Origin of the sequence: Cohaesibacter celericrescens (assembly GCF_002866925.1) — a bacterium.
Lineage (GTDB): Bacteria > Pseudomonadota > Alphaproteobacteria > Rhizobiales > Cohaesibacteraceae > Cohaesibacter > Cohaesibacter celericrescens.
The window spans coordinates 265,077-286,056 of record NZ_PKUQ01000016.1 but is presented as its reverse complement, the minus strand read 5'-3'; the positions used below and the strand labels follow the sequence as shown (position 1 = coordinate 286,056).

15 protein-coding genes are annotated in these 20,980 nt (G+C 50.8%); 2 read left to right on the top strand and 13 right to left on the bottom strand.

Annotated elements, in window-relative coordinates; all coding sequences use genetic code 11:
- Positions 1–138: 138 nt before the first annotated feature.
- Positions 139–1,002 (bottom strand): helix-turn-helix transcriptional regulator, encoded by an 864-nt coding sequence (locus C0081_RS09225; RefSeq protein WP_101533742.1) that lies wholly within the window; start codon positions 1,000–1,002, stop codon positions 139–141.
- A 170-nt stretch (positions 1,003–1,172) separates the two neighbouring features.
- Here C0081_RS09225 and C0081_RS09220 point away from each other — a divergent pair, with 170 nt between their 5' ends.
- Positions 1,173–2,081, top strand: a complete 909-nt coding sequence (locus C0081_RS09220) for a DMT family transporter (RefSeq protein WP_101533506.1) — start codon at positions 1,173–1,175, stop codon at positions 2,079–2,081.
- A 51-nt stretch (positions 2,082–2,132) separates the two neighbouring features.
- Here the strand turns inward: C0081_RS09220 and C0081_RS09215 are convergent, their stop codons facing one another.
- Entirely contained in the window at positions 2,133–3,122 is a 990-nt protein-coding gene (locus tag C0081_RS09215) for an NAD-dependent epimerase/dehydratase family protein (protein ID WP_101533505.1), read from the bottom strand.
- A gap of 92 nt (positions 3,123–3,214) precedes the next feature.
- Here C0081_RS09215 and C0081_RS09210 point away from each other — a divergent pair, with 92 nt between their 5' ends.
- The gene (locus C0081_RS09210) at positions 3,215–4,099 is read left to right on the top strand and encodes a LysR family transcriptional regulator (RefSeq protein WP_101533504.1); all 885 of its coding nucleotides are present in this window, start codon (positions 3,215–3,217) and stop codon (positions 4,097–4,099) included.
- Between the two features lie 27 nt (positions 4,100–4,126).
- On the opposite strand, the gene dnaE is transcribed toward C0081_RS09210, so the two are convergent.
- From dnaE to nuoL, 11 genes are all read right to left on the bottom strand, one after another.
- Positions 4,127–7,573 carry a DNA polymerase III subunit alpha gene (gene dnaE / locus C0081_RS09205; RefSeq protein ID WP_101533503.1) on the bottom strand — a complete coding sequence of 1,149 codons (3,447 nt, stop codon included), beginning with the start codon at positions 7,571–7,573 and terminating at the stop codon, positions 4,127–4,129.
- Positions 7,574–8,287: 714 nt separating this feature from the next.
- Positions 8,288–9,025, bottom strand: a complete 738-nt coding sequence (locus tag C0081_RS09195) for an ABC transporter ATP-binding protein (protein WP_101533741.1) — start codon at positions 9,023–9,025, stop codon at positions 8,288–8,290.
- A gap of 235 nt (positions 9,026–9,260) precedes the next feature.
- Positions 9,261–10,529, bottom strand: a complete 1,269-nt coding sequence (locus C0081_RS09190) for a lipoprotein-releasing ABC transporter permease subunit (protein ID WP_245417902.1) — start codon at positions 10,527–10,529, stop codon at positions 9,261–9,263.
- A gap of 70 nt (positions 10,530–10,599) precedes the next feature.
- On the bottom strand, positions 10,600–11,922 hold the full coding sequence (gene proS, locus C0081_RS09185) for a proline--tRNA ligase (protein WP_101533501.1): 1,323 nt from the start codon (positions 11,920–11,922) through the stop codon (positions 10,600–10,602).
- Positions 11,923–12,646: 724 nt separating this feature from the next.
- A complete protein-coding gene (locus C0081_RS09175) occupies positions 12,647–12,928 on the bottom strand; it encodes a DUF1467 family protein (RefSeq protein ID WP_101533499.1) in 282 nt (93 codons plus the stop codon).
- Between the two features lie 28 nt (positions 12,929–12,956).
- Entirely contained in the window at positions 12,957–13,361 is a 405-nt protein-coding gene (mce, locus tag C0081_RS09170; RefSeq protein WP_101533498.1) for a methylmalonyl-CoA epimerase, read from the bottom strand.
- An 86-nt stretch (positions 13,362–13,447) separates the two neighbouring features.
- On the bottom strand, positions 13,448–15,112 hold the full coding sequence (locus C0081_RS09165; RefSeq protein ID WP_101533497.1) for a ribonuclease J: 1,665 nt from the start codon (positions 15,110–15,112) through the stop codon (positions 13,448–13,450).
- A 33-nt stretch (positions 15,113–15,145) separates the two neighbouring features.
- Entirely contained in the window at positions 15,146–15,910 is a 765-nt protein-coding gene (locus C0081_RS09160; RefSeq protein ID WP_180966819.1) for a biotin--[acetyl-CoA-carboxylase] ligase, read from the bottom strand.
- A gap of 118 nt (positions 15,911–16,028) precedes the next feature.
- Complete coding sequence (gene nuoN, locus C0081_RS09155) at positions 16,029–17,474, bottom strand: NADH-quinone oxidoreductase subunit NuoN (protein ID WP_101533495.1); 1,446 nt, start codon at positions 17,472–17,474, stop codon at positions 16,029–16,031.
- A gap of 35 nt (positions 17,475–17,509) precedes the next feature.
- On the bottom strand, positions 17,510–19,021 hold the full coding sequence (locus tag C0081_RS09150) for an NADH-quinone oxidoreductase subunit M (protein WP_101533494.1): 1,512 nt from the start codon (positions 19,019–19,021) through the stop codon (positions 17,510–17,512).
- Complete coding sequence (gene nuoL / locus C0081_RS09145; protein ID WP_101533493.1) at positions 19,021–20,976, bottom strand: NADH-quinone oxidoreductase subunit L; 1,956 nt, start codon at positions 20,974–20,976, stop codon at positions 19,021–19,023. Before nuoL ends, C0081_RS09150 begins: the two co-directional genes overlap by 1 nt.
- Positions 20,977–20,980 lie beyond the last annotated feature (4 nt).

Below are 20,980 nucleotides of genomic sequence, written 5' to 3'. Positions count from 1 at the left end.
TTTCTCCGCTCTGCGACCCTATTCCCGCATGTGGATTCGAGGGGCCTTATAGGACGCATTCCAAGTGATTGCAAGCAGCAATATGCCGGAAAACCATAGCCATCAAGATGACGTCCATTTACGCACGTCTATTGATCCTCAAATCGCACTGGCCCGATAAGACGCCGGTGTCATTCCCATTCCAGACCTGAAACTCCGCGTAAAATGGCTCTGACTGCTGAAGCCACAAGAATCAGCCACTTGTACCAGCGAACCACCAGCACGGATCATCGCCTTGGCGCGCTCCAGCTTGCGATGGGCAATCCAGACATTGGGGGAGACACCACAGCTTTGTTTAAAACTGCGCTGAAGATGATATTCACTGAGGCCGGCAATCTGCGCCAGAGACCGCAAGCGAATGCTCTGGTCCAGATGGGCTTCGATATAGTCAACCAGCCTGCGCTTCACAGACGGAGCCAACCCACCGGCCAAACGCGCCATACGGTGCTCGCAAAAGCGGTCTTGGGCGATCACATGCCCGATCAGGTCAAGCATAGCTTCTTCTGCGCCAATCACATTGGTTGATCCAAGCGCGCGATGCAAATGTGCAAATGGCTGCGCCAAATCACCGGCAGGCGCATAGGTGATATCGGCCAAATCCAGCATGCGCCCATCCCTGTCGGTCCATTCGCTATACATGCGACGCAACTCTTGATCTGGCAAATACAAATGCACCATTTCCAGAGGCTGGGAAATCACCCACTCCGAGCTTTGACCATGTGGAAAGATACAAATAGCCCCCGGCCAGCCATGCACAGGCTTTTCATCAACCCGCCAAACACCCAGACCGCCTCGCACATAAAAGCTGAATGTATGCCCTTCAAGCTGTTCATAGAAAACATGATCATTCTGATTGACCCAGACCGCGCAGGATCGACCAAAGCCCAAATCAAGACTGGCTGTCTTACTGGCTGTCGGAGACGCATACAAAAAACTGGAAACAGAATTCGAGGGCTTTTTCATACTGAGCAGTCTGACAATATCGGTTTGTTGCAGGGAGGCACAATCTACCAACACGAAGACACAAGGAAAAGGCACTGAACGCGCCAATCGCATTTTTTACCGCAAGATCGTGCAAAACATAAAAGCAAAATGTGGCTACCAGCAGGGTTCGTTTATATGAGGTAACACTGATGATCCCGTTTCTGTTCTTATCTACCGTTCTGATCTGGGGCACCACTTGGATCGCGATTGCGATGCAGGTGGGTGCCGTCCCCGTTTTGGTATCGGTTTTTTATCGCTTTGCTTTGGCAAGCATTCTGTTTCTGATCATTCTCGCCATAAGCGGCCGCCTGAAGCTGCCAGAAAAGAAGCATCAAGTCGGCTTGATCTCTCAAGCCCTGTGCCTTTTTAGTCTCAATTTCATATGCTTTTATACCGCAGCAGCCTTCATTCCTTCAGGCCTTATCTCGATCATCTTCTCACTAGCAACCATCTTTAACGCAATCAATGCCCGCCTCATATTTGGCGACCGCATAACAAAACGCGTGCTTCTGGCCAGTCTACTGGGTGTTTCAGGGCTAGCCTTATTGTTTGGGAGAGATATCATTTCCAGTGAAACGACAGAAATATTCCAAGGTATTGCTCTGGCTGGCCTAGGCACTTTGTTTTTCTCACTGGGCAACATGGCCTCCCGTCGCAACTCACAAGCAGGCATTTCGCCCACCATCGCCAATGCGTGGGCGATGGGCTACGGAGCCGTGATCCTGCTTATGCTGATTGGCCTAACCGGCACCCCCGTTGTTGCACCACCCGATAAGACCTATTTTGGCGCCTTGGTTTACCTTGCGACCTTCGGTTCGATTGTCGGATTCACCACCTATTTGGTGCTCGTTGCAAAAATTGGATCAGCCAAGGCCGCCTACGCAACCGTTCTGTTCCCGATTGTCGCGCTGACGCTGTCCACAATCTATGAAGGATATATCTGGCATTGGAGCGGAATCCTTGGTCTGGTCTTAGCCCTATCAGGCAACGTCGTTATGTTTGCTCGCAAACAATCCCTGCAACCATCTCCAGCTCAAGAACCACTAACAACCAAATAAAGCCGCAGACAATGGGAGCATCCAATGGGGAAAACGGCCCAGAAAACGCCCTTAAGGCCGATATTTCAAACAGCCCATATCCTTCAAGGTCGCCCGCAGCGCATCATCCAGTTTTGTACGCGGCTCCGCACCCAACAATTGCACAAGGCGGCTATTGTCCAAACGCAAAGGATGATGCCAGTGAGGTGCAATCTCTGCCGCTTCCCTTGCAAAACCGCCAAATGGAGCTACTGCCTTAAGGGCCCACCACGGGAAACGACGCACTGGCAATGCACGCCCGACAACTCGGGACAGCCCATCAATTAAGTCTTGCCCCCTTTCATCATAAAGCCCCTCAAACTGAAGCACTTCAAAGTCCGAAAGCCTCTCTCGCTCTTCGAGAAGCAAAGCGAAGCTTTCCGCAAGGTCAGGCAAATAAGCCCAGCTATGCCCCCCGCCTCGGGCCGGATTGACCAACTTGGCAACCGGCTTACCAGATTTCACCATCAATTGAGAAAACCAACTAGACCGTGCTCCGGGACCAAAAAAATCACCGGCACGAAGAATGAGCGACGGAACCTCAGGTGCAGCATTCTTGAGCCTTTGTTCAAGAGCAATCCGTATCTTGCCTTTTGCGCTGTTTGCTCGTTGCTCTGTTTGCCCATCAACGACAGGTGTCGTAGCCGCATCGTAATTATAGATCGTGCCAGGCAAAACGACTCGGGCACTGCCCCCTGCCCCTCTCGTGTCGCGAGCAGCGGCAATAGAATTGTCGATCATCGGCAATACCAATCGATCCCAGTTGCGATAACCAGCAGGGTTAACCGCATGCACAAGCACAGACACACCGTCCGCGGCTCGGGCAACATCACCCGATCGCATTGCGTCACCCTCAATCCATTCAATAGCGTTCGGCCCTTTCCGGCTGGCTTTGCTAACATCCCTTGCCAACCCGCGCACATGCCAACCATGCCTCAACAATGCAGATGCAATTGCCCCACCGATTCCACCCGTCGCTCCCAATACAAGCGCCATTTTATGACAACTATTCTCTTTGATCATTTCTCATCTCCAAACGTTGACTGCTCACAATGTGCGCACCAGCGAGTTGAAAAGAAATTGCAATTAATCTTACAGCAGCTAGTATAAAAGTTATGAGCAAACATATTTCATGGGATGATCAACGCTGTTTTTTGGCGGTACTGGAAGAAGGTAGCCTTTCAGGAGCGGCACGGCGCTTGGCAGTGTCTCACCCCACGATCAGAGCCCGCATTGCCGCGCTAGAAGAAGGCCTTGGCACCGTCTTATTCACGAGATCGGCCAATGGCTTAACCCCGACAGAAAGCGCCCGTGCCTTGCATGAATCCGCAAGTGCTATGGCAATGGCCTCTGAGCAATTCATCAGAACCGCTTCCGCTCATCCGGGCGAAATAGCAGGGACTGTTCGGCTCAGCGTACCCGAATTCATGGGCGTAGAAACATTACCCAAAATGCTGGCCAAATTGCGTGTACAACACCCTGCGGTCCGGATTGAGCTGGAGTTAAGCAACCTGCCAGCCAACATTTTACACCAAGAGGTGGACATCGCCGTCCGAACAACAACACCGACGCAAGCGGCTTTGATTGCCAAGAAAGTCGCCAGCATTCCGCTTGGATTTTTCGCCAGCACCAGCTATCTCGACAATCACGGGACACCAGAAACTCTGTTAGATTTGCGTAGCCATGACGTGATCGGGCCAGACCGGAACGAAAGCGACTGTGCATTGTTTGACGCACTGGGGACTAAGCTACCCTTGTCAGACGCTGTTCTGCGCACCGATAGCCATCCCGCCCAGATAGCGGCCATGCGCGCTGGTGTGGGCATTGGCATTACACAACATCCCATTGGCAGGAATGTCCCCGACCTCCGGCAAATATTGTCACAAGTGAACCTGCCACAGTTGGATACCTGGATTGTCACCCACGAGGATTTAAGGCATGTCCCACGCGTGCGGGCCGTTTTTGACAGTTTGGTTTCAAGTTTTAAAGACTACCGTTAGCCCTGCGCGCCCGATCGCTTGCAAAGATCAATAGGCACCCACCTGCACATCAACAATGCCGGGTATCGCCTTGAGCGCGCGCCCCACTTCAGGCGAGACATAATATTTGCCATTCAGCCGCATCTCAACTTCACAATCGCCTTCATCAAGCATCACGATCACAGAAACATCCCCATCGCCACGATCATCAAGCTGTGCTTTCAAAGAATTGAGTGGCTTTGGATCACGCACAAAGACACGCATGGTCTTCTGCAAGCCATCCCCCTCCAACGGCCGCACATTGTTAATCCGCACGGACACCCCTTCAGGTCGCTCATCTGCACCGACTTCCAAAATGACAGTTTTACCGGGCGTCAACATATCGCGAAAACGGTGCAAGGCTTCTGAAAACAAGACCGCCTCATATTGCCCCGTGGGATCCGATATATTGATGATCCCCATCTGGTTACCTTTTTTGGTCTTGCGTTCTTGACGACCAGTGATGGTGCCGGCCAAGCGCCCCGCGCTGGCACCTTGCTTGACCGCAATTTCAAAGGGTTGCCACAGCTGGATGCGCATTTTTTCAAGCTGCGGGATATATTCGTCTAGCGGATGAGCTGAGAGATAAAAGCCAATGGCGCTATATTCTCGCTGCAGTTTTTCTTCGCTCGTCCAGGGACGCATATCCGGTAACGGAAGCGGAGCCGCTTCTTCCGCACCAAACAATCCACCCTGCCCCGACGAGGAATCTCGCGCATGACTGGCAGCTTCCCCCATGATGACATCAATCGACGCCACAACCTGAGCGCGGTTCGGATTAAGCACATCAAAGGTGCCTGCCGCCGCAAGATTTTCAACCGTACGCTTATTCAAAACACGCGGACTGATCCGTTTGGCAAAATCAGCCAGATCCTTGAAGGGGCGATCGCCGCGCACCTCCATGATATGTTCTGCGGCTGGTTGCCCAACCCCCTTAATGGCAGCCATTGAATAAACAATCGCACCATCTTTCACAACAAATTCGACGGCTGACTCATTGATTGACGGAGGCCGCACTTCAATGCCCAACCGGATGGCATCCCTGCGAAATTCGGACAATTTATCCGTATTGTTCATATCCAGCGTCATGATCGCTGCCAAAAACTCAACGGGATAGTTAGCCTTCATATAAGCGGTTTGATAGGCAACCAACGCATAAGCCGCAGCGTGTGATTTGTTAAAACCATAATCGGCAAATTTAGCAACGAGATCATAAATCTCGGATGCTTGTTCTCGGCGCACCCCACGCTCTTCAGCACCATCACAAAAACGGACCCGCTGCTTTTCCATTTCTTCGCGGATCTTTTTACCCATCGCGCGGCGCAGCATATCAGCTTCGCCAAGGGAGTAACCCGACAGGATCTGGGCGATCTGCATCACCTGTTCCTGATAAATGATAATGCCGTATGTTTCATTCAGCACAGGCTCTAGCAGCTCGTGCATATAATCAGGCTCTTCGTCCCCACGTTTACGAGCACAATAAGTGGGAATGTTGGCCATAGGACCGGGACGATATAACGCCACGATAGCGATGATATCTTCAAACCGGTCAGGGTTCATATCGAGCAGTGCTTTGCGCATGCCCATACTCTCAAGCTGGAACACCCCAACAGTCTCACCCTTGGCAAGGATGTCGTAGGACGGTTTGTCATCAATGGGAATTTCGGCCAAATTGATCTCAATACCGCGCTGCGCCACAAACCGAACGGCATATTCGAGTACGGTCAGGGTTTTTAGACCCAAAAAGTCGAACTTAACCAGCCCGGCTTGCTCAACCCACTTCATATTATACTGGGTAACAGGCATATCCGAGCGCGGGTCTCGATACATCGGAACAAGTTTATCAAGGGAACGGTCACCAATCACGATACCGGCAGCGTGTGTTGAAGCGTGACGGTACAGACCCTCCAGTTTGAGTGACATGGTGATCAACCGGTCAACGATTTCCTCTTCTTCTCGAGCAACCCGAAGGCGTCTCTCCTGTTCCAACGCTTCAGGGAGAGAAACCGATACGGCCCCCTTCATCGGCACCAGCTTACAAAGTGTATCAACTTGCCCAAACGGCATTTGCAACACGCGCCCCACATCGCGCAAAACAGCGCGCGCTTGCAGCGTACCATAAGTGATGATCTGGCCTACATTCTCGCGTCCATATTTGCGCTGAACATAATGAATAACCTCTTCACGCCGGTCCTGACAGAAGTCGATATCAAAGTCAGGCATCGAAACACGTTCAGGATTCAAAAAACGTTCGAACAGCAAAGCAAAGCGCAACGGGTCAAGGTCTGTAATGGTCAAGGACCACGCCACCAACGATCCCGCGCCAGATCCACGGCCCGGTCCGACAGGAATACCCTGATCTTTTGCCCATTTGATAAAATCAGCAACGATCAAAAAGTAACCCGGGAACTTCATCGACTGGATAATTCCCAATTCGAATTCAAGCCGATCCCAATAGTCTTTCTCTTCTTTGTCCGGCGCAAGACCATGCACATCCAGACGCTTTTGCAGCCCTTCTCGTGCCTGCCGTGCCAATTCATCAGACTCGTGTTTTTCCGCTTCGGCAGGGTCGGCATCAGCACCGGCAAAACGAGGCAGAATAGGCTGAATCGTTCGAGCCCGCGAAGAACATCGCCTAGCAATCTCGATGGTATTGTCCAAGGCTTCGGGTAAATCAGCAAACAGCTCTGCCATCTCATCCTGAGTCTTAAAATAATGTTCGGGCGTCAAATGCCTGCGATCATCCTGAACCAACACCTTACCCGCAGCAATTGCGATCAGCGCATCATGGGCTTCAAAATCATCACGCTCAGCAAAGTAAACATCATTTGTAGCAACCAAAGGAATATCGAGCCCATAGGCCAAATCCAATATCTGTGGTTCGACAATGGCCTCATGCGCCATACCGTGTCGCATGATCTCAATATAAAGGCGATCAGCGAACATTTCCTTGAGGCTTTTCAGTCTGTCAGACGCCAATTCTACATGATGGTTGAAAAGAACGCGATCAACAGGCCCATTGCCGCCACCGGTAAGGCAAATCACCCCTTCTGAAAATTCGGCCACATCAGCCATGGAAACATGGGGGTCCTGATCATCTTGCGGCGCCATGAAGGAACGCGAGACCAGTCGCACCAGATTAGACCAGCCAACATCCGTAGCGCCTATTAGAACGAGTGTCGGATAATCCGTGTGCCCGACCCCGGCCAGATCGCCATCCTGAAAATCAACCTCAACCTGACAACCAAGAATAGGCTGAATACCGTCACCGGTGGCTTTTTGAGAAAACTCCAATGCACCAAACAGGTTGCGCGTATCAGTCATCGCAACAGCGGGCATACTCGCGCCCTTGGTCTTTTTAAGAAGTTTACCGACGGGCAGCGCGCCCTCAAGAAGCGAATAGGCAGAATGAACATGCAGATGAATGAACTTAAGCTCTTTGGATATCTCGGCCATGGTTCATTCACCTTTCCAGCTCATCAAAATACAAAGAACCGCTCTTTACGACCAGTACAGTTTGAAGGCGACAGAATAGGTCACAGATCAGTGAGTCGCAAAGCCTCTCATTTTTCTTTCCCCGTTTATGCCAAACAACATTTGTTGCTTTGATTGTCCCAATCGACACGCAACCAAAAGCCCACAGCAGCAGAAACATATCCACAAAGCGGATAACGGCCCCACTTTCATTGTTAAACGAGAATTTGTGTCCACACACTGAGCATCGACATAAAGGTAATTAGGGAACCAAGGGCCAGAACATCACGAATAATCATTTTGAAATCCTCAGGTTTGTTCTATATTTGAACTTATTATGTATTTGTTTTGTTCTTTTAACAAGCTAAAAATTCCTAAGCAATATTTTTTTAATAGTATACTATTTACAATGACTTACAGGATTATGTTCACCTTTTATTCACAGGCGCCACACAATAACAGGCTTAGGGCCCACCCCCTTTGCAGCACCGAACCCCGTTCACATTGCTGCCATAAGCTTGCATGCTAGATCACACAGCTTATTCAGGACGCATTCACAAATAAAACGCAGAAAGGCGGGGAAAGCAGACAGTTATCCCCACCTGTCCAAAACTTTTCAACAGCCATAGCAAAGCCACCTGACCGGCCAGATCGGATCAGAATATTCGAAATGAAGAGAAAATTGATTGCTCGAACCTACAGCTCGACGATTTTGCCATCCACCAATGTAATCTGACGATCCATTCGTTCTGCAAGAAACAGATTATGCGTCGCCACCAAAGCAGCAATTCCGGACTGTTTAACCAGTGAGTTAAGCGCGCGAAACACATAATCAGACGTTGTGGGATCCAGGTTCCCCGTTGGCTCATCAGCCAACAAAACGCGCGGTGCATTGGCCATGGCACGGGCAATTGCTACGCGCTGCTGCTCCCCGCCAGACAATTCCGAAGGGCGGTGAGATGCTCGATGATCAACCTTCATATAGCGCAACAGTTCCAAAGCGCGGCTTTGGGCCTCCGCGACCTTTTCACCATGAATAAGCTGTGGCAACGCGACATTTTCCAATGCAGAAAATTCAGCCAACAAATGATGGAACTGATAAACGAACCCGATTTCATTGCGACGCATCAGTGTACGCTCCCGATCCGGCGCGTTGCCCTGCGGGTGCCCAGCAATATAAATTTCACCTGCACTGGGCCGCTCCAATAACCCTGCAATATGCAGGAGCGTCGACTTACCCGCCCCTGACGGCGCAACCAAAGCGACCATTTCACCAGCACGCACGGTCAAGTCGGCTCCATCCAATACAACCAGATGATTATCCGCCTGTTCATAGGAGCGTGTAATATTCTCCAGAACAAGCAACGCATCTCCTTCATGGATCACTTCATCTTCATACCCACGGCCTCCCCGTGCAGTCTCTGCCGATGGCATCACTGGCGACGATGGTGCGGCAGGAATGGATGACAGTGCCGACGGCATAACCGCTTCATGCGAAGTGGTGTAGGTTTGGTTCGGCATTTCACTCTGATAATAGTTTTCATCCGATGGCATCGCCGGTGCAGCAGGAGCATCTGAAGACGAGCCGTTAGAAGAAGACCCGCGATCAACATCCGAGGCACGCAGGCGTTTCTCTTCCTCGGATAAGACAGGCCAGAAAAAACTTTTCCTATTCATAACGTAGCGCCTCCACCGGATCGAGTGTAGCAGCACGCCACGCAGGATAGATGGTCGCAAGGAACGACAACACCAGGGCGATCAATAACACCGAAACCGTTTCGGTCATATCCATGTCTGCCGGCAATTTGGATAGGAAATACAATTCTGGCGAGAAGAGCTCGGTACTGGTCATCCAGGAAACAAACTGGCGAATGGATTCGATATTGAGACAGACAACAAGCCCCAATATGAAGCCTGCCATGGTGCCGATGAAACCGATCGCAGCACCCGTAATCATGAAGATTCGCATGATAGAAGCGCGTGTTGCCCCCATGGTGCGCAGAATAGCAATATCATTGCCCTTGTCTTTCACCAACATGATCAACCCGGAAATAATATTCAAAGCAGCAACCAGAATGATGAGCGTCAGGATGATAAACATCAGGTTTCGCTCGACCTCTAATGCAGAGAAGAAAGTGACATTGCGAAAACGCCAATCCGTAATAAACACCTGCTGGTTGACGGCTTCTTCGACCGGAGCACGCAGAACCCCGACTTCGTCAGGATCTTCCACATAAACCTCAATCGCCGAAACTTTGCCTTCCTGATTGAAATAGGCTTGGGCATATTCCAAGGGCATGAAAATGAAGGTGCTATCATATTCACTCATGCCGATTTCAAACACCGCCTTGACAGGATAGGCCTTGATCCGTGGCGCGACACCCATAGGCGTCACCGCTCCATTGGGCGAAATCAATTTGACTTTATCACCGACCACGACCCCCAAGGTTCGCGCCAAACGAGAGCCAAGCGCCACACCTTCTGAGGCATCAAAATCGCTAAACGTCCCCTGCAACACTTTGCTTGAGACTGCCTTGAGCTTTTTCAGGCTTTCTTCCGTCAAACCACGCACCAGTGCGCCGCTGGATCCCCCAGCCCCAGAAGCAAGGATCTGCCCCTCAACAAAGGGCACCACAAAGGTCACGCCATCCACGCCTTCAACGCGCTTGGTAATGGCATTATAATCTGTAAGGTCGGTATCTTGCGGCTGAACAACCAAATGTCCGTTGATGCCAAGTATTTTATCCAGAAGTTCCGTTCGGAACCCGTTCATCACGGCCATCACAATGATCAGCGTAGCCACGCCCAACATGATTCCGAAGAAAGATAACCAGGAAATAATGGAAATGAAAGCTTCCCGCCTGCGCGAGCGCAAATAGCGGAACGCCATCATCCACTCAAACAGCGCGAATGATGATTGGGCCTTTGACGCGGACATTCACTTCTCCAGACGGGGGCCACCAGATAGATGCAATCCACAGGGCGGCCCTTCAAGCAGTATTGTCGAATCAATTACTTGCGATGATACGATCAACCACTGCATCGAGGGAAACCAATTCGCGCTCTCCGGTGGCGCGATCTTTGATTTCCACTTCATTCGACTTCAAACCACGGGGTCCAACAATAAGCTGCGAGGGCAGGCCAATCAGATCCATAGTGGCAAACTTGGCACCAGCTTGGCCGGTGCGGTCGTCATAGAGAACATCAAATCCGGCATTTCCAAGGCGCTCATACAGCTGTTCACAGGCAGCATCAGTCTCTTCATTGCCAACCTTCATGTTGATCAGACCAACATCGAACGGACTGACCGATTTTGGCCAAATAATTCCGTTCTCGTCATGGCTGGCTTCAATGATACCGCCAAGAAGACGGGAAACACCGACACCATATGATCCCATATGAACGGGATAGTCCTTGCCATCAGCGGCCATTACTGTCGCGCCCATAGACTCAGAGTATTTTGTACCAAAATAGAATATGTGCCCCACTTCAATGCCACGTGCCGCAATCTGGTCTTCTGCCGGAATAGCATTGAACGCAGTTTCGTCATGCATCTCATCGGTAGCGGCATATTCTTTTGTCCAATCGGCAATATAGCCGGACAAATCACTATCAAAGTCAACATCATCACCGGGCACCGGTTTTGTGAGATAACTTTTATGGCAGAAAACCTCGCTCTCGCCGGTATCTGCCAGAATAATGAACTCATGGCTGAGATCACCACCAATTGGGCCTGTGTCTGCCTTCATGGGAATAGCCGTCATGCCAAGACGTTTGAAAGTGCGCAAATAGGCCACGAACATCCTGTGATAAGCCTCACGCGCCCGTGCCTCATCGATATCAAAGCTATAAGCGTCTTTCATCAGGAATTCTCGCCCCCGCATCACGCCAAAACGCGGGCGGATCTCATCGCGGAATTTCCACTGAATATGATACAGATTGAGCGGCAAATCTTTGTAGGATTTGACCGAAGAACGGAAAATGTCGGTGATCATTTCCTCGTTGGTCGGACCAAATAACATATCGCGATCATGGCGATCCACGATGCGCAGCATTTCCTTGCCATAGTCATCGTAACGCCCGCTCTCTTTCCACAATTCAGCAGGTTGCAGTGTCGGCATCAGCAATTCTGTTGCACCGGAGCGATTCTGTTCCTCGCGCACAATCTGCTCGACTTTGCGCAGCACTTTCAATCCCAATGGCAGCCAGCTGTAAATACCGGCCTGCTGCTGACGGATCATGCCAGCGCGCAGCATATAGCGATGCGAGACAATCTCTGCCTCTTTGGGATTTTCTTTAAGGATAGGCAGGAAATAGCGGGAAAGACGCATGTGACTTGGCTCTTTCTATCAGGATCAGAAACGAAAAGGTTGCACCGACTATGCGCAACACAAGGCGCGCGAGTCTTGGAACCGACAAGCGTTGTTGCCGTCTTTATAGACTGAGAATAACCATGCGACATCAAATATCGACAAAACCACCGCCCCATACTGTTTTTACACAGGATAAGCAGTATACCGCGCGCCAAATAGCGAGCAACAGCACCTTAAATATTCGACTTTATGCTTAGACGCTACACCCATACAATTGGTACAACCGAAAAGAGATCATGAAATTGCGAAAAACTACGCAAATGTCTAAAAATGAGGATGACAAAACTAATTATTGGGATTACTCTCCCGACATAATAATAAGAGATACGCTCACCACTGTTATCTCATCTCGCGCGAAAAATGTCTTGGGAGGATACAGATCTCGGGCGCGCTTCACGCTGCTGCCGCTCTCTACTAGCCAAAATAAGCAAGTTGAGTACAGAGATCACGTCGCGATTACTCTAAAAGCAAGGCTTTCGGGCCTTGTTTTTTTTATGTTCTTTTCCCTATATTTTTCATATGGTTACTGTTGGTTGCTTAGACAAGCATGCTTGTATGTCTTATTTGGGTTTCAATACATATTTATGACAATCATCCGATTTTAAGCACAACACCGTCCAAAAAAAGGGTCCATTGCACATAAGCAACAGACCCATTGTATTTTTGTAATCAGAACAGGTATTTAACGCAGATCATCGGGCATCGGCATGAAGGTCAGGTCATCCAGACCCAGTCCCATAATCTCAACGGCCCAATAGAATGCGCCGAACAAAAGACTTGCCAACACCGTTGTGGCCAAGATTTTACGCAGCATCATTGCTTTGGCCGGGGCGCTTGGCGCGGTGCCAAGACGCATGTCATCCCCTTCCGTCTCAGCTTGTGTTTTTACCCCAAAGGGAAGCACGAGAAAAAGCGAAATCCACCAAATAATGAAATAGACTGCGAGGCCACTAGCAAGCGTCATATAGTCTGTCCTGTTTTCGAGCGTAAACTTAAATTTGTTCCAGCTCGGTCAAAGTACCGCAAAAATCTTTAGGATGCAGAAACAAAACCGGCTTGCCGTGCGCACCAATTCTTGGTTCGCCATCTCCAAGCACCCGCAGCCCTGCCGCTTTGAGTTTATCACGCGCCGCAAGCAGATCTTCGACTTCGTAACATACGTGGTGAATGCCACCCATTGGGTTCTTTTCAAGGAATTTAGCAATCGGGCTGTTCTCACCCAAAGGCTCGAGCAATTCAACCTTGGAATTCGGCAATTCCACAAAGACCACACGCACGCCGTGATCTGGCTCGTCCTGCGGTTCTGACACTTTTGCACCCAGTGCGCCACCATATACAGCAACACCGGCTTTCAAATCAGAAACAGCAATAGCAACGTGGTTGAGACGACCAATCATTTCTTAGAATCCTTTCACTGTCTCGCCTTTATAGCCAGCAAGTCCCGTACGGGATCACATAGCTGGCGAGGAAAACGTCACGTATGTCATACAAGGTTGATCATGACGGCGACAACTGGCTTTTTAGACCAATATTGATGAACTTCTCCACGGACAGAACGTCGCACCGCTTCTCTCAGCAGGTCAACATCCTTACGCTTTTTGGCAGGCATGCCCTTTAGGGCACCAAAGATACCGGATTCAACAATGCTGATGAACAGGCGCCCTTTGGCGTCACGCTCGGGGATACCCGCAAGGCACATTTGTGGTTGCCCCAGCACCTCCCCTTGGCGATTGACCGTAATCGACACCGTGATATGCCCGACAAAAGACAATTTGCGGCGTTCCTGAATGCCCATATCTTCAAAGGTGCCAACCAGTGAGCCGTCTTTGTATAAGCGGCCACCGCGATTCGTATCCCAGCTTCTCACCTTGCCACCAGCAAGACGCGCCATCCAACCGTTACGCACATGCAAAACTTCACGCACACCCAATTCGCGCGCCAACTTGCCATGTGCTTTCAAATGCATTTCTTCCCCATGCACAGGAATGGCCATTTCGGGTTGTATCCACTCATAAAGTTTGCGCATATCACCACGCTTTGGATGCCCGGACACATGCACAGGGGCGTCTTTTACGGTAATAACGTCGACATCCTGTCGTGCAAGATTATTGATCACTTCACCAATCGCCCGCTCATTGCCAGGGATGGTCTTGGACGACATGATCACCTGATCCCCCTTGGAGAACTGCACCGACCGATGCTCCCCACTGGCAACACGCGCCAATGCTGCGCGTTTTTCGCCCTGTGAGCCGGTCAGGATCGCCACGACCTTGTCTCGAGGTAGGTAACCATATTCGTCATCGGACAAAAACTCCGGAACATCCGTCAAATAGCCTTGTTCCTGCGCCACTTCGATGAAACGCAAAAGCGCACGCCCCACCACCACACATTGGCGGTCATTGGCCCGCGCTGCGCGGGCAATAGCCTGCACCCGAGAAACATTGGATGCAAAGGTCGTCACCGCCACGCGATGCGGCGCTTTGGCAATCAGACGCTTGAGCTCTTCCTCAACATCACGTTCAGAAATAGAAGAGCCTTCCGTCGTCGCATTGGTGGAATCTCCCACCAGCGCCAACACACCTTCCTGCCCCAGTTCTTTCAAACGGGCAATATCCGTGCCCCGCCCGACACCGGGTGTCTCATCCAGTTTCCAGTCACCGGTATGCAGCACAAGCCCATGCTTGGTACGAATGGCCAAGGCATTGGCTTCCGGTATGGAGTGGGAAACGGGCACAAATTCAACATTAAAGGGACCAATCTGAACCGCCTCACCTTGCGCTACGCGGGTCACCGGAACATCCTCGGCATCATACTCGGCTTCGCCCTTGGCGGCCACCAAATCGGCCAAAAACCCAGTCGCATAAACAGGCGCACGCAACTTGGGCCAAAGAGAAAACAAAGCGCCAAAATGGTCTTCATGCCCATGGGTAATGACAATGCCTTCGATCCGATCCTTTTCATGCTCGAGAAAACGAATATCAGCAAAAATCAAATCAGCACCAGGGTGCGCCTCGTGGGCAAATGCAACACCAAAATCAACAATCAGCCAACGCCTGTCGTCTTTAGGGCCAACACCATACAGCGCCATATTCATGCCGATTTCGCCGACCCCGCCAAGGGGCATAAACACCAGTTCAGAAGCTTCCATACATCTCTCTCAGTTCGGCGCACCTACGCGCCATTATGTCAATGTGCCGGGCGAGAAAACGTCGCCAGCATAAATCACACGTCGCGTACCGTCGGGCAGCAGCATTATCAAGCCGCCTTTTTCGTCCAATTGTTCAAACACCCCGTGCACTTCTTCATTCGGAAGGCGCGCCACGATGGGCTTGCCCAAACCGCGTACGCGACTAAGCCAATCTTCGCGAATATCGGCCAATCCAAGACCACCATTCCAACAATCAAGCCGTTCCGCCATGTGGAATGCCAGTCGTTCAAACAAAGCGAGTGGATCAACGTCATATCCGCTCTGCGACAGGTTGGTGGCCGATAGACCGTCGGTTCTGTCTGGATGCGTGCGGCAATTGACGCCAATACCAACCACAACAGCCTGATGCCCCGACAACAGCCCACTGCTCTCAAGCAAAATTCCACATATTTTTTGATTATCCCAGAGCACATCATTGGGCCATTTGATGCTGATAGCTCCGCGCAGATGCGGCGGTACCACGTCACAAATCGCACGATGCACAGCAACGGCACTGACCAATGGCAATTGACCGATATCTTTTATGGGAGCGGGATCAATGAGCAACAAAGAGGCAAAGAGATTGCCTTCATTCGAACTCCATGGGCGTCCGCGACGGCCGCGCCCATCGCTTTGCTGGCCAGCTGTCACCCACAAATTGCCTGCGTCGCCCTCGGCGGCCACTTTCAAGGCATATTTATTGGTTGAATCAAGAGTATCAAACGAAACGTGACGATAGGAACCGGGTAACTTGGCCAAAAAAATCTCATATCAAAGGATTGAAAAACAACACTGCCCGAGGCAAGCCTCGGGCAGGCAACTCATATCACACGAAATGATATCTGTCTTGTGAAACTAGGTCCGTACTGATCCGCACCTAAAAGAAGCTCTTGGCCGCAGCTTCAGCCATCGCCCGTATGGGACCGATGAAAACCACCATCGAAAAGACAAACAAACCACACAGCACCAACACCAGCCGAAGCTCGACAGAGGTTTTCTCAAACACCGGCGCCGGATCATCAAAGAACATAATCTTGACGATACGCAGATAATAGTAAGCCCCCACAACAGAGGCCAAAACACCAATGATAGCCAGCGGGTAAAGCCCCGCTTCAACAGCAGCAAGAAACACAAAGAATTTACCGAAGAAACCACCCATCCATGGAATACCCGCAAGCGAGAACATGATCACGCTCAACAGAAACGCCATGGGCAGATCGGTTTTGGACAAACCGGATAGATCATCAATACTTTCCACCATGCCATCTTTGCGCCGCATCGACAAAATGGCCGCAAAAGCACCCAGCGTCATAACGACATAAATGATCATGTAAATGATCACGCCTTCAACGCCGGCCGCGCTGCCCGCAGCCAGACCAACCAACGCATATCCCATGTGACCAATGGAAGAATAAGCCATCAGTCGTTTGATATTCCGTTGTCCGATGGCAGCAAAAGATCCCAAAACCATCGAAAGCATAGAGACAAAGATGATCACTTGCTGCCATTGACTATCGAATGGCTCAAAGGCACCAAAGACAACCCGAACAATCAAACCCATTGCCGCCACTTTGGGCGCCGCGGCTAAAAATGCAGTGACAGGTGTCGGTGCACCTTCATAAACATCCGGTGTCCACATATGGAACGGAACAGCCGAAATCTTGAATGTCAGGCCAGCCAAAATGAAGACCAAGCCAAAGATCGCACCAATACCGGCTTCATCAGTATGCAGAGCCTCGGCAATACCAGCAAAAGACGTTTGTCCGGTAAAGCCGTATATCAGGCTCATGCCATACAGCAGCATACCCGACGACAATGCACCCAAAACAAAGTATTTTAGGCCCGCTTCTGTCGCCTTGGTACTGTCACGTTTGATCGACGCGACAACATACAGCGCAAGGGATTGCAGCTCCAACGCCAGATAAACAGCGATCATATCATTGGCCGAGAGCATCATCATCATGCCCAAAGTCGCCAGCAGGATCAGCACCGGAAACTCGATGGTCTCGAATTTTTCCACTCTGGAGAAACCGACTGACATGGCCAAAGCGACACCTGAGCCGACCAAAACGAGAATCTTCATCAAACGCGAAAACGGATCTTGAATGAAGGCACCATTGAATGTCACCACCGTGCCACCAGGACTTAACAGCAAGATAGCACCAGCAATGATCAAAAGCGCCACGGCAAGACCGGTCACCATCTGACTGGTGCGCGGGCCACCAAAGGCACCGATCATCAACAACACCATAGCGCCCACTGCCAGCAGAATTTCCGGCAATGCCGGCATCAGGTCCGGAAGCGCAGCCAACTCAGAGGTCATGTTTCACTCACTTCATTTTGCGATTGCCTACAAGCCTATTGGGCCAGAACAGCAACCTTGTCTGCAGCAGCCAGAGCTGCTTGATAATTGTTGATCAGATTTTCCACCGACGCCGCCGTCACATTCTGAATTGGGGCCGGATATAGCCCGAATAGAATGGTCAACACAGCCAGTGGAACGAGAATGAACTTTTCGCGCTGGTCCATATCAAGAATGCCCTTAAGGCTTTCTTTTTCCATCTTGCCAAAGACCACACGGCGATACAGCCACAAGGCATAGGCCGCGGACAGAATAACCCCTGTCGTCGCGAAAAAGGCCACCCAGTTATTGACTTGAAAAATGCCCACGATGGTCAGGAACTCACCGACAAAACCGGAGGTTCCGGGCAATCCGACATTGGCCATGGTAAAGATCATGAACAGGGTCGCGAACACCGGCATGCGATTGACCAACCCGCCATAGGCAGAAATTTCGCGTGTATGCATGCGGTCATAGACAACACCGACACACAGGAACAACGCCCCCGAAACCAACCCGTGTGACAGCATCTGGAATATGCCACCCTGCACACCTTGCGAGGTCACCGTGAACAACCCCATCGTCACATACCCCATATGAGCAACGGACGAATAGGCAATTAGCTTTTTGATATCCTTTTGCGCCAAAGCCACAAGAGATGTGTAGATGATGGCGATAACCGACAGAGTAAAGATCATCGGCGCAAACATGTCAGACGCCAGCGGGAACATCGGCAGCGAGAATCGCAAAAAACCGTAGCCTCCCATTTTCAACAAAATACCGGCAAGAATAACGGATCCAGCGGTTGGCGCCTGCACATGCGCATCGGGCAACCAAGTGTGAAATGGCCACATCGGCATTTTCACCGCAAAGGAGGTAAAGAATGCGATCCACAGCCAGAACTGCATCTGTTGCGAGAAAGGATGCGCCAGCAACAACACGATATCAGTCGTACCCGCTTCCCAATACATCGCCATGATCGCAAGCAGCATCAAAACCGAACCGACCAGCGTATATAGGAAAAACTTGAAGCTGGCATAGACCCTGTTCTGTCCACCCCACACGCCGATGATAATAAACATCGGAATGAGCCCTGCTTCAAAAAACACATAGAACAGCACCATATCAAGCGCGCAAAACACGCCGATCATCATGGTTTCGAGCACCAAAAAGGCGATCATATATTCTTTGACGCGCTTGTTGATTGAATTGCGACTGGCAAAGATGGCAGCAGGCATCAAAGCGGTTGTCAGAATGACAAACAGCATCGAAATGCCGTCGACGCCCATCCGGTAGGAAATGGTTGCGCTTAGCCAATCCGCCCTTTCCTGCATTTGAAAACCGGGGCTGGCATTGTCGAACTGGTTCCAGATCAACAATGAAATCAAAAACGTCACAATCGTTGTCCAGAGCGCGACATTGTTGATGTTTCGACGGGAAAGCTCGCTGTCGCCCTTGACCAAAAGGATCATCAAGGCACCCACCAGAGGCAGGAAAACGACGGTCGAAAGAAGTGGCCAATCGCTCATTAATGCGCCCCCCCGCTAAGCATGGTATAGGTGATAATCAGCGCAACACCGATCATCATGGCAAAGGCATAGTGATAGAGATAGCCGGTCTGCAAACGAACGATCCGATTGGTCATCCCCATGACCCGTGCCGCAATGCCGTTGGGGCCAAAACGATCAATCACCTGCTCATCGCCCCTCTTCCATAACAAGGCACCGAGTTTCTTGGCGGACTGTACGAACAAAACGTCATAGATTTCGTCGAAATACCATTTGTTGAGCAGAAACTTATACAACCATGTGTGACGTGCAGCCAGCCGCTTTGGCAGATTGGGTGCGCGAATATAGAATATATAAGCCGTCACAAGACCGATCAGCATCATAACGAACGGCGCCAGTTTCACCGCCCACGGCACATCATGGAAGGCGTGCAAAATGTGGTTTTCTTCACTTGTGAACAATGTGCCATTCCAGAAGGCATCATAATGCTCCCCGAAGAAGTAGCCAGAGAACACCATGCCCGCAAAGACCGCACCAACGGCCAGCAGCATCAAAGGCAGGATCATAACCTTGGGACTTTCGTGAATATGGGCTTTCACATCCGCGCTCATGCGTTCTTTGCCGTGGAAGGTCATGAAGATCAAACGCCAACTGTAGAAGCTGGTGAACAACGCAGCGATAACCACCATACCAAAGGCATAACCACTGACCGCATTGTGGGCCGCATAAGCTGACTCGATGATGGCGTCCTTGGAATTAAACCCAGCAAATCCGATAATCGTTCCGGGAATGCCAACACCCGTTAGCGCCAGCGTTCCAATCATCATCATCCAGTAGGTAACTTTGATATGTTTAGCCAAACCGCCCATGCGGCGCATGTCTTGCTCGTTTGACACAGAATGGATCACAGACCCGGCACCAAGGAACAACAGAGCCTTGAAGAAGGCATGCGTAAACAGGTGGAAAATTGCAGCGCCATAAGCACCAATACCCAACGCCACAAACATATACCCCAACTGGGAACAGGTCGAATAGGCGATCACACGCTTGATATCATTCTGAACCAAGCCGACGGTCGCAGCAAAGAAAGCTGTTGTCGCCCCGACAAAAGTAACCACTTCAAGCGCAGTGGGAGAAAGCTCGAACAAAGGAGACAGACGCGCGACCATAAAGACACCGGCGGTCACCATTGTTGCGGCATGAATGAGTGCGGAGACAGGCGTCGGGCCTTCCATCGCATCTGGCAACCATGTGTGCAGTAAAAACTGAGCTGATTTGCCCATCGCGCCCATAAACAACAACAGGCATACGGTGGTCATCGCGCTCCACTCATGCCCCAAAAACACAATCGTCTTATCTGCCATAGAAGGAGCCGCCGAAAAGATGTCGGCAAAGCTGGTGGTATCAAACAAAACATAGATACCACAGATACCCAGCAGGAAGCCGAAATCGCCAACACGGTTGACGATAAAGGCTTTCATGGCAGCCGCATTGGCGGACGGTTTTTGATACCAGAACCCAATCAACAAGTAAGACGCGAGGCCCACACCCTCCCAGCCAAAGAACATCTGAAGCAGGTTATCAGCCGTGACCAGCGACAACATCGTAAAGGTGAACAAAGACAGATACGCAAAGAAGCGTGCCCGATGCGGATCATCATGCATATAGCCGATGGAATAGACATGCACCACGGCAGAGACCGTATTGACCACCACCAGCATAACCGCGGTCAGTGCATCAACGCGGATCGTCCAGTCAATGGAGAGTGTACCGGAATGAATCCAGCTCATAACGGGCACAATTTGAGGTTCGGTTTGCCCGATTGCAATTGACAAAAAAGCGATCCATGACAATAGAGCGGCAAGAATAACCAATCCACTAGTAATGGTCTCCGCTGACCTATGCCCGATCGAGCGGCCAAAAAGACCGGCAATCAAAAACCCAAACAACGGTAAAAAGACGATGGCCGAATACATGGTT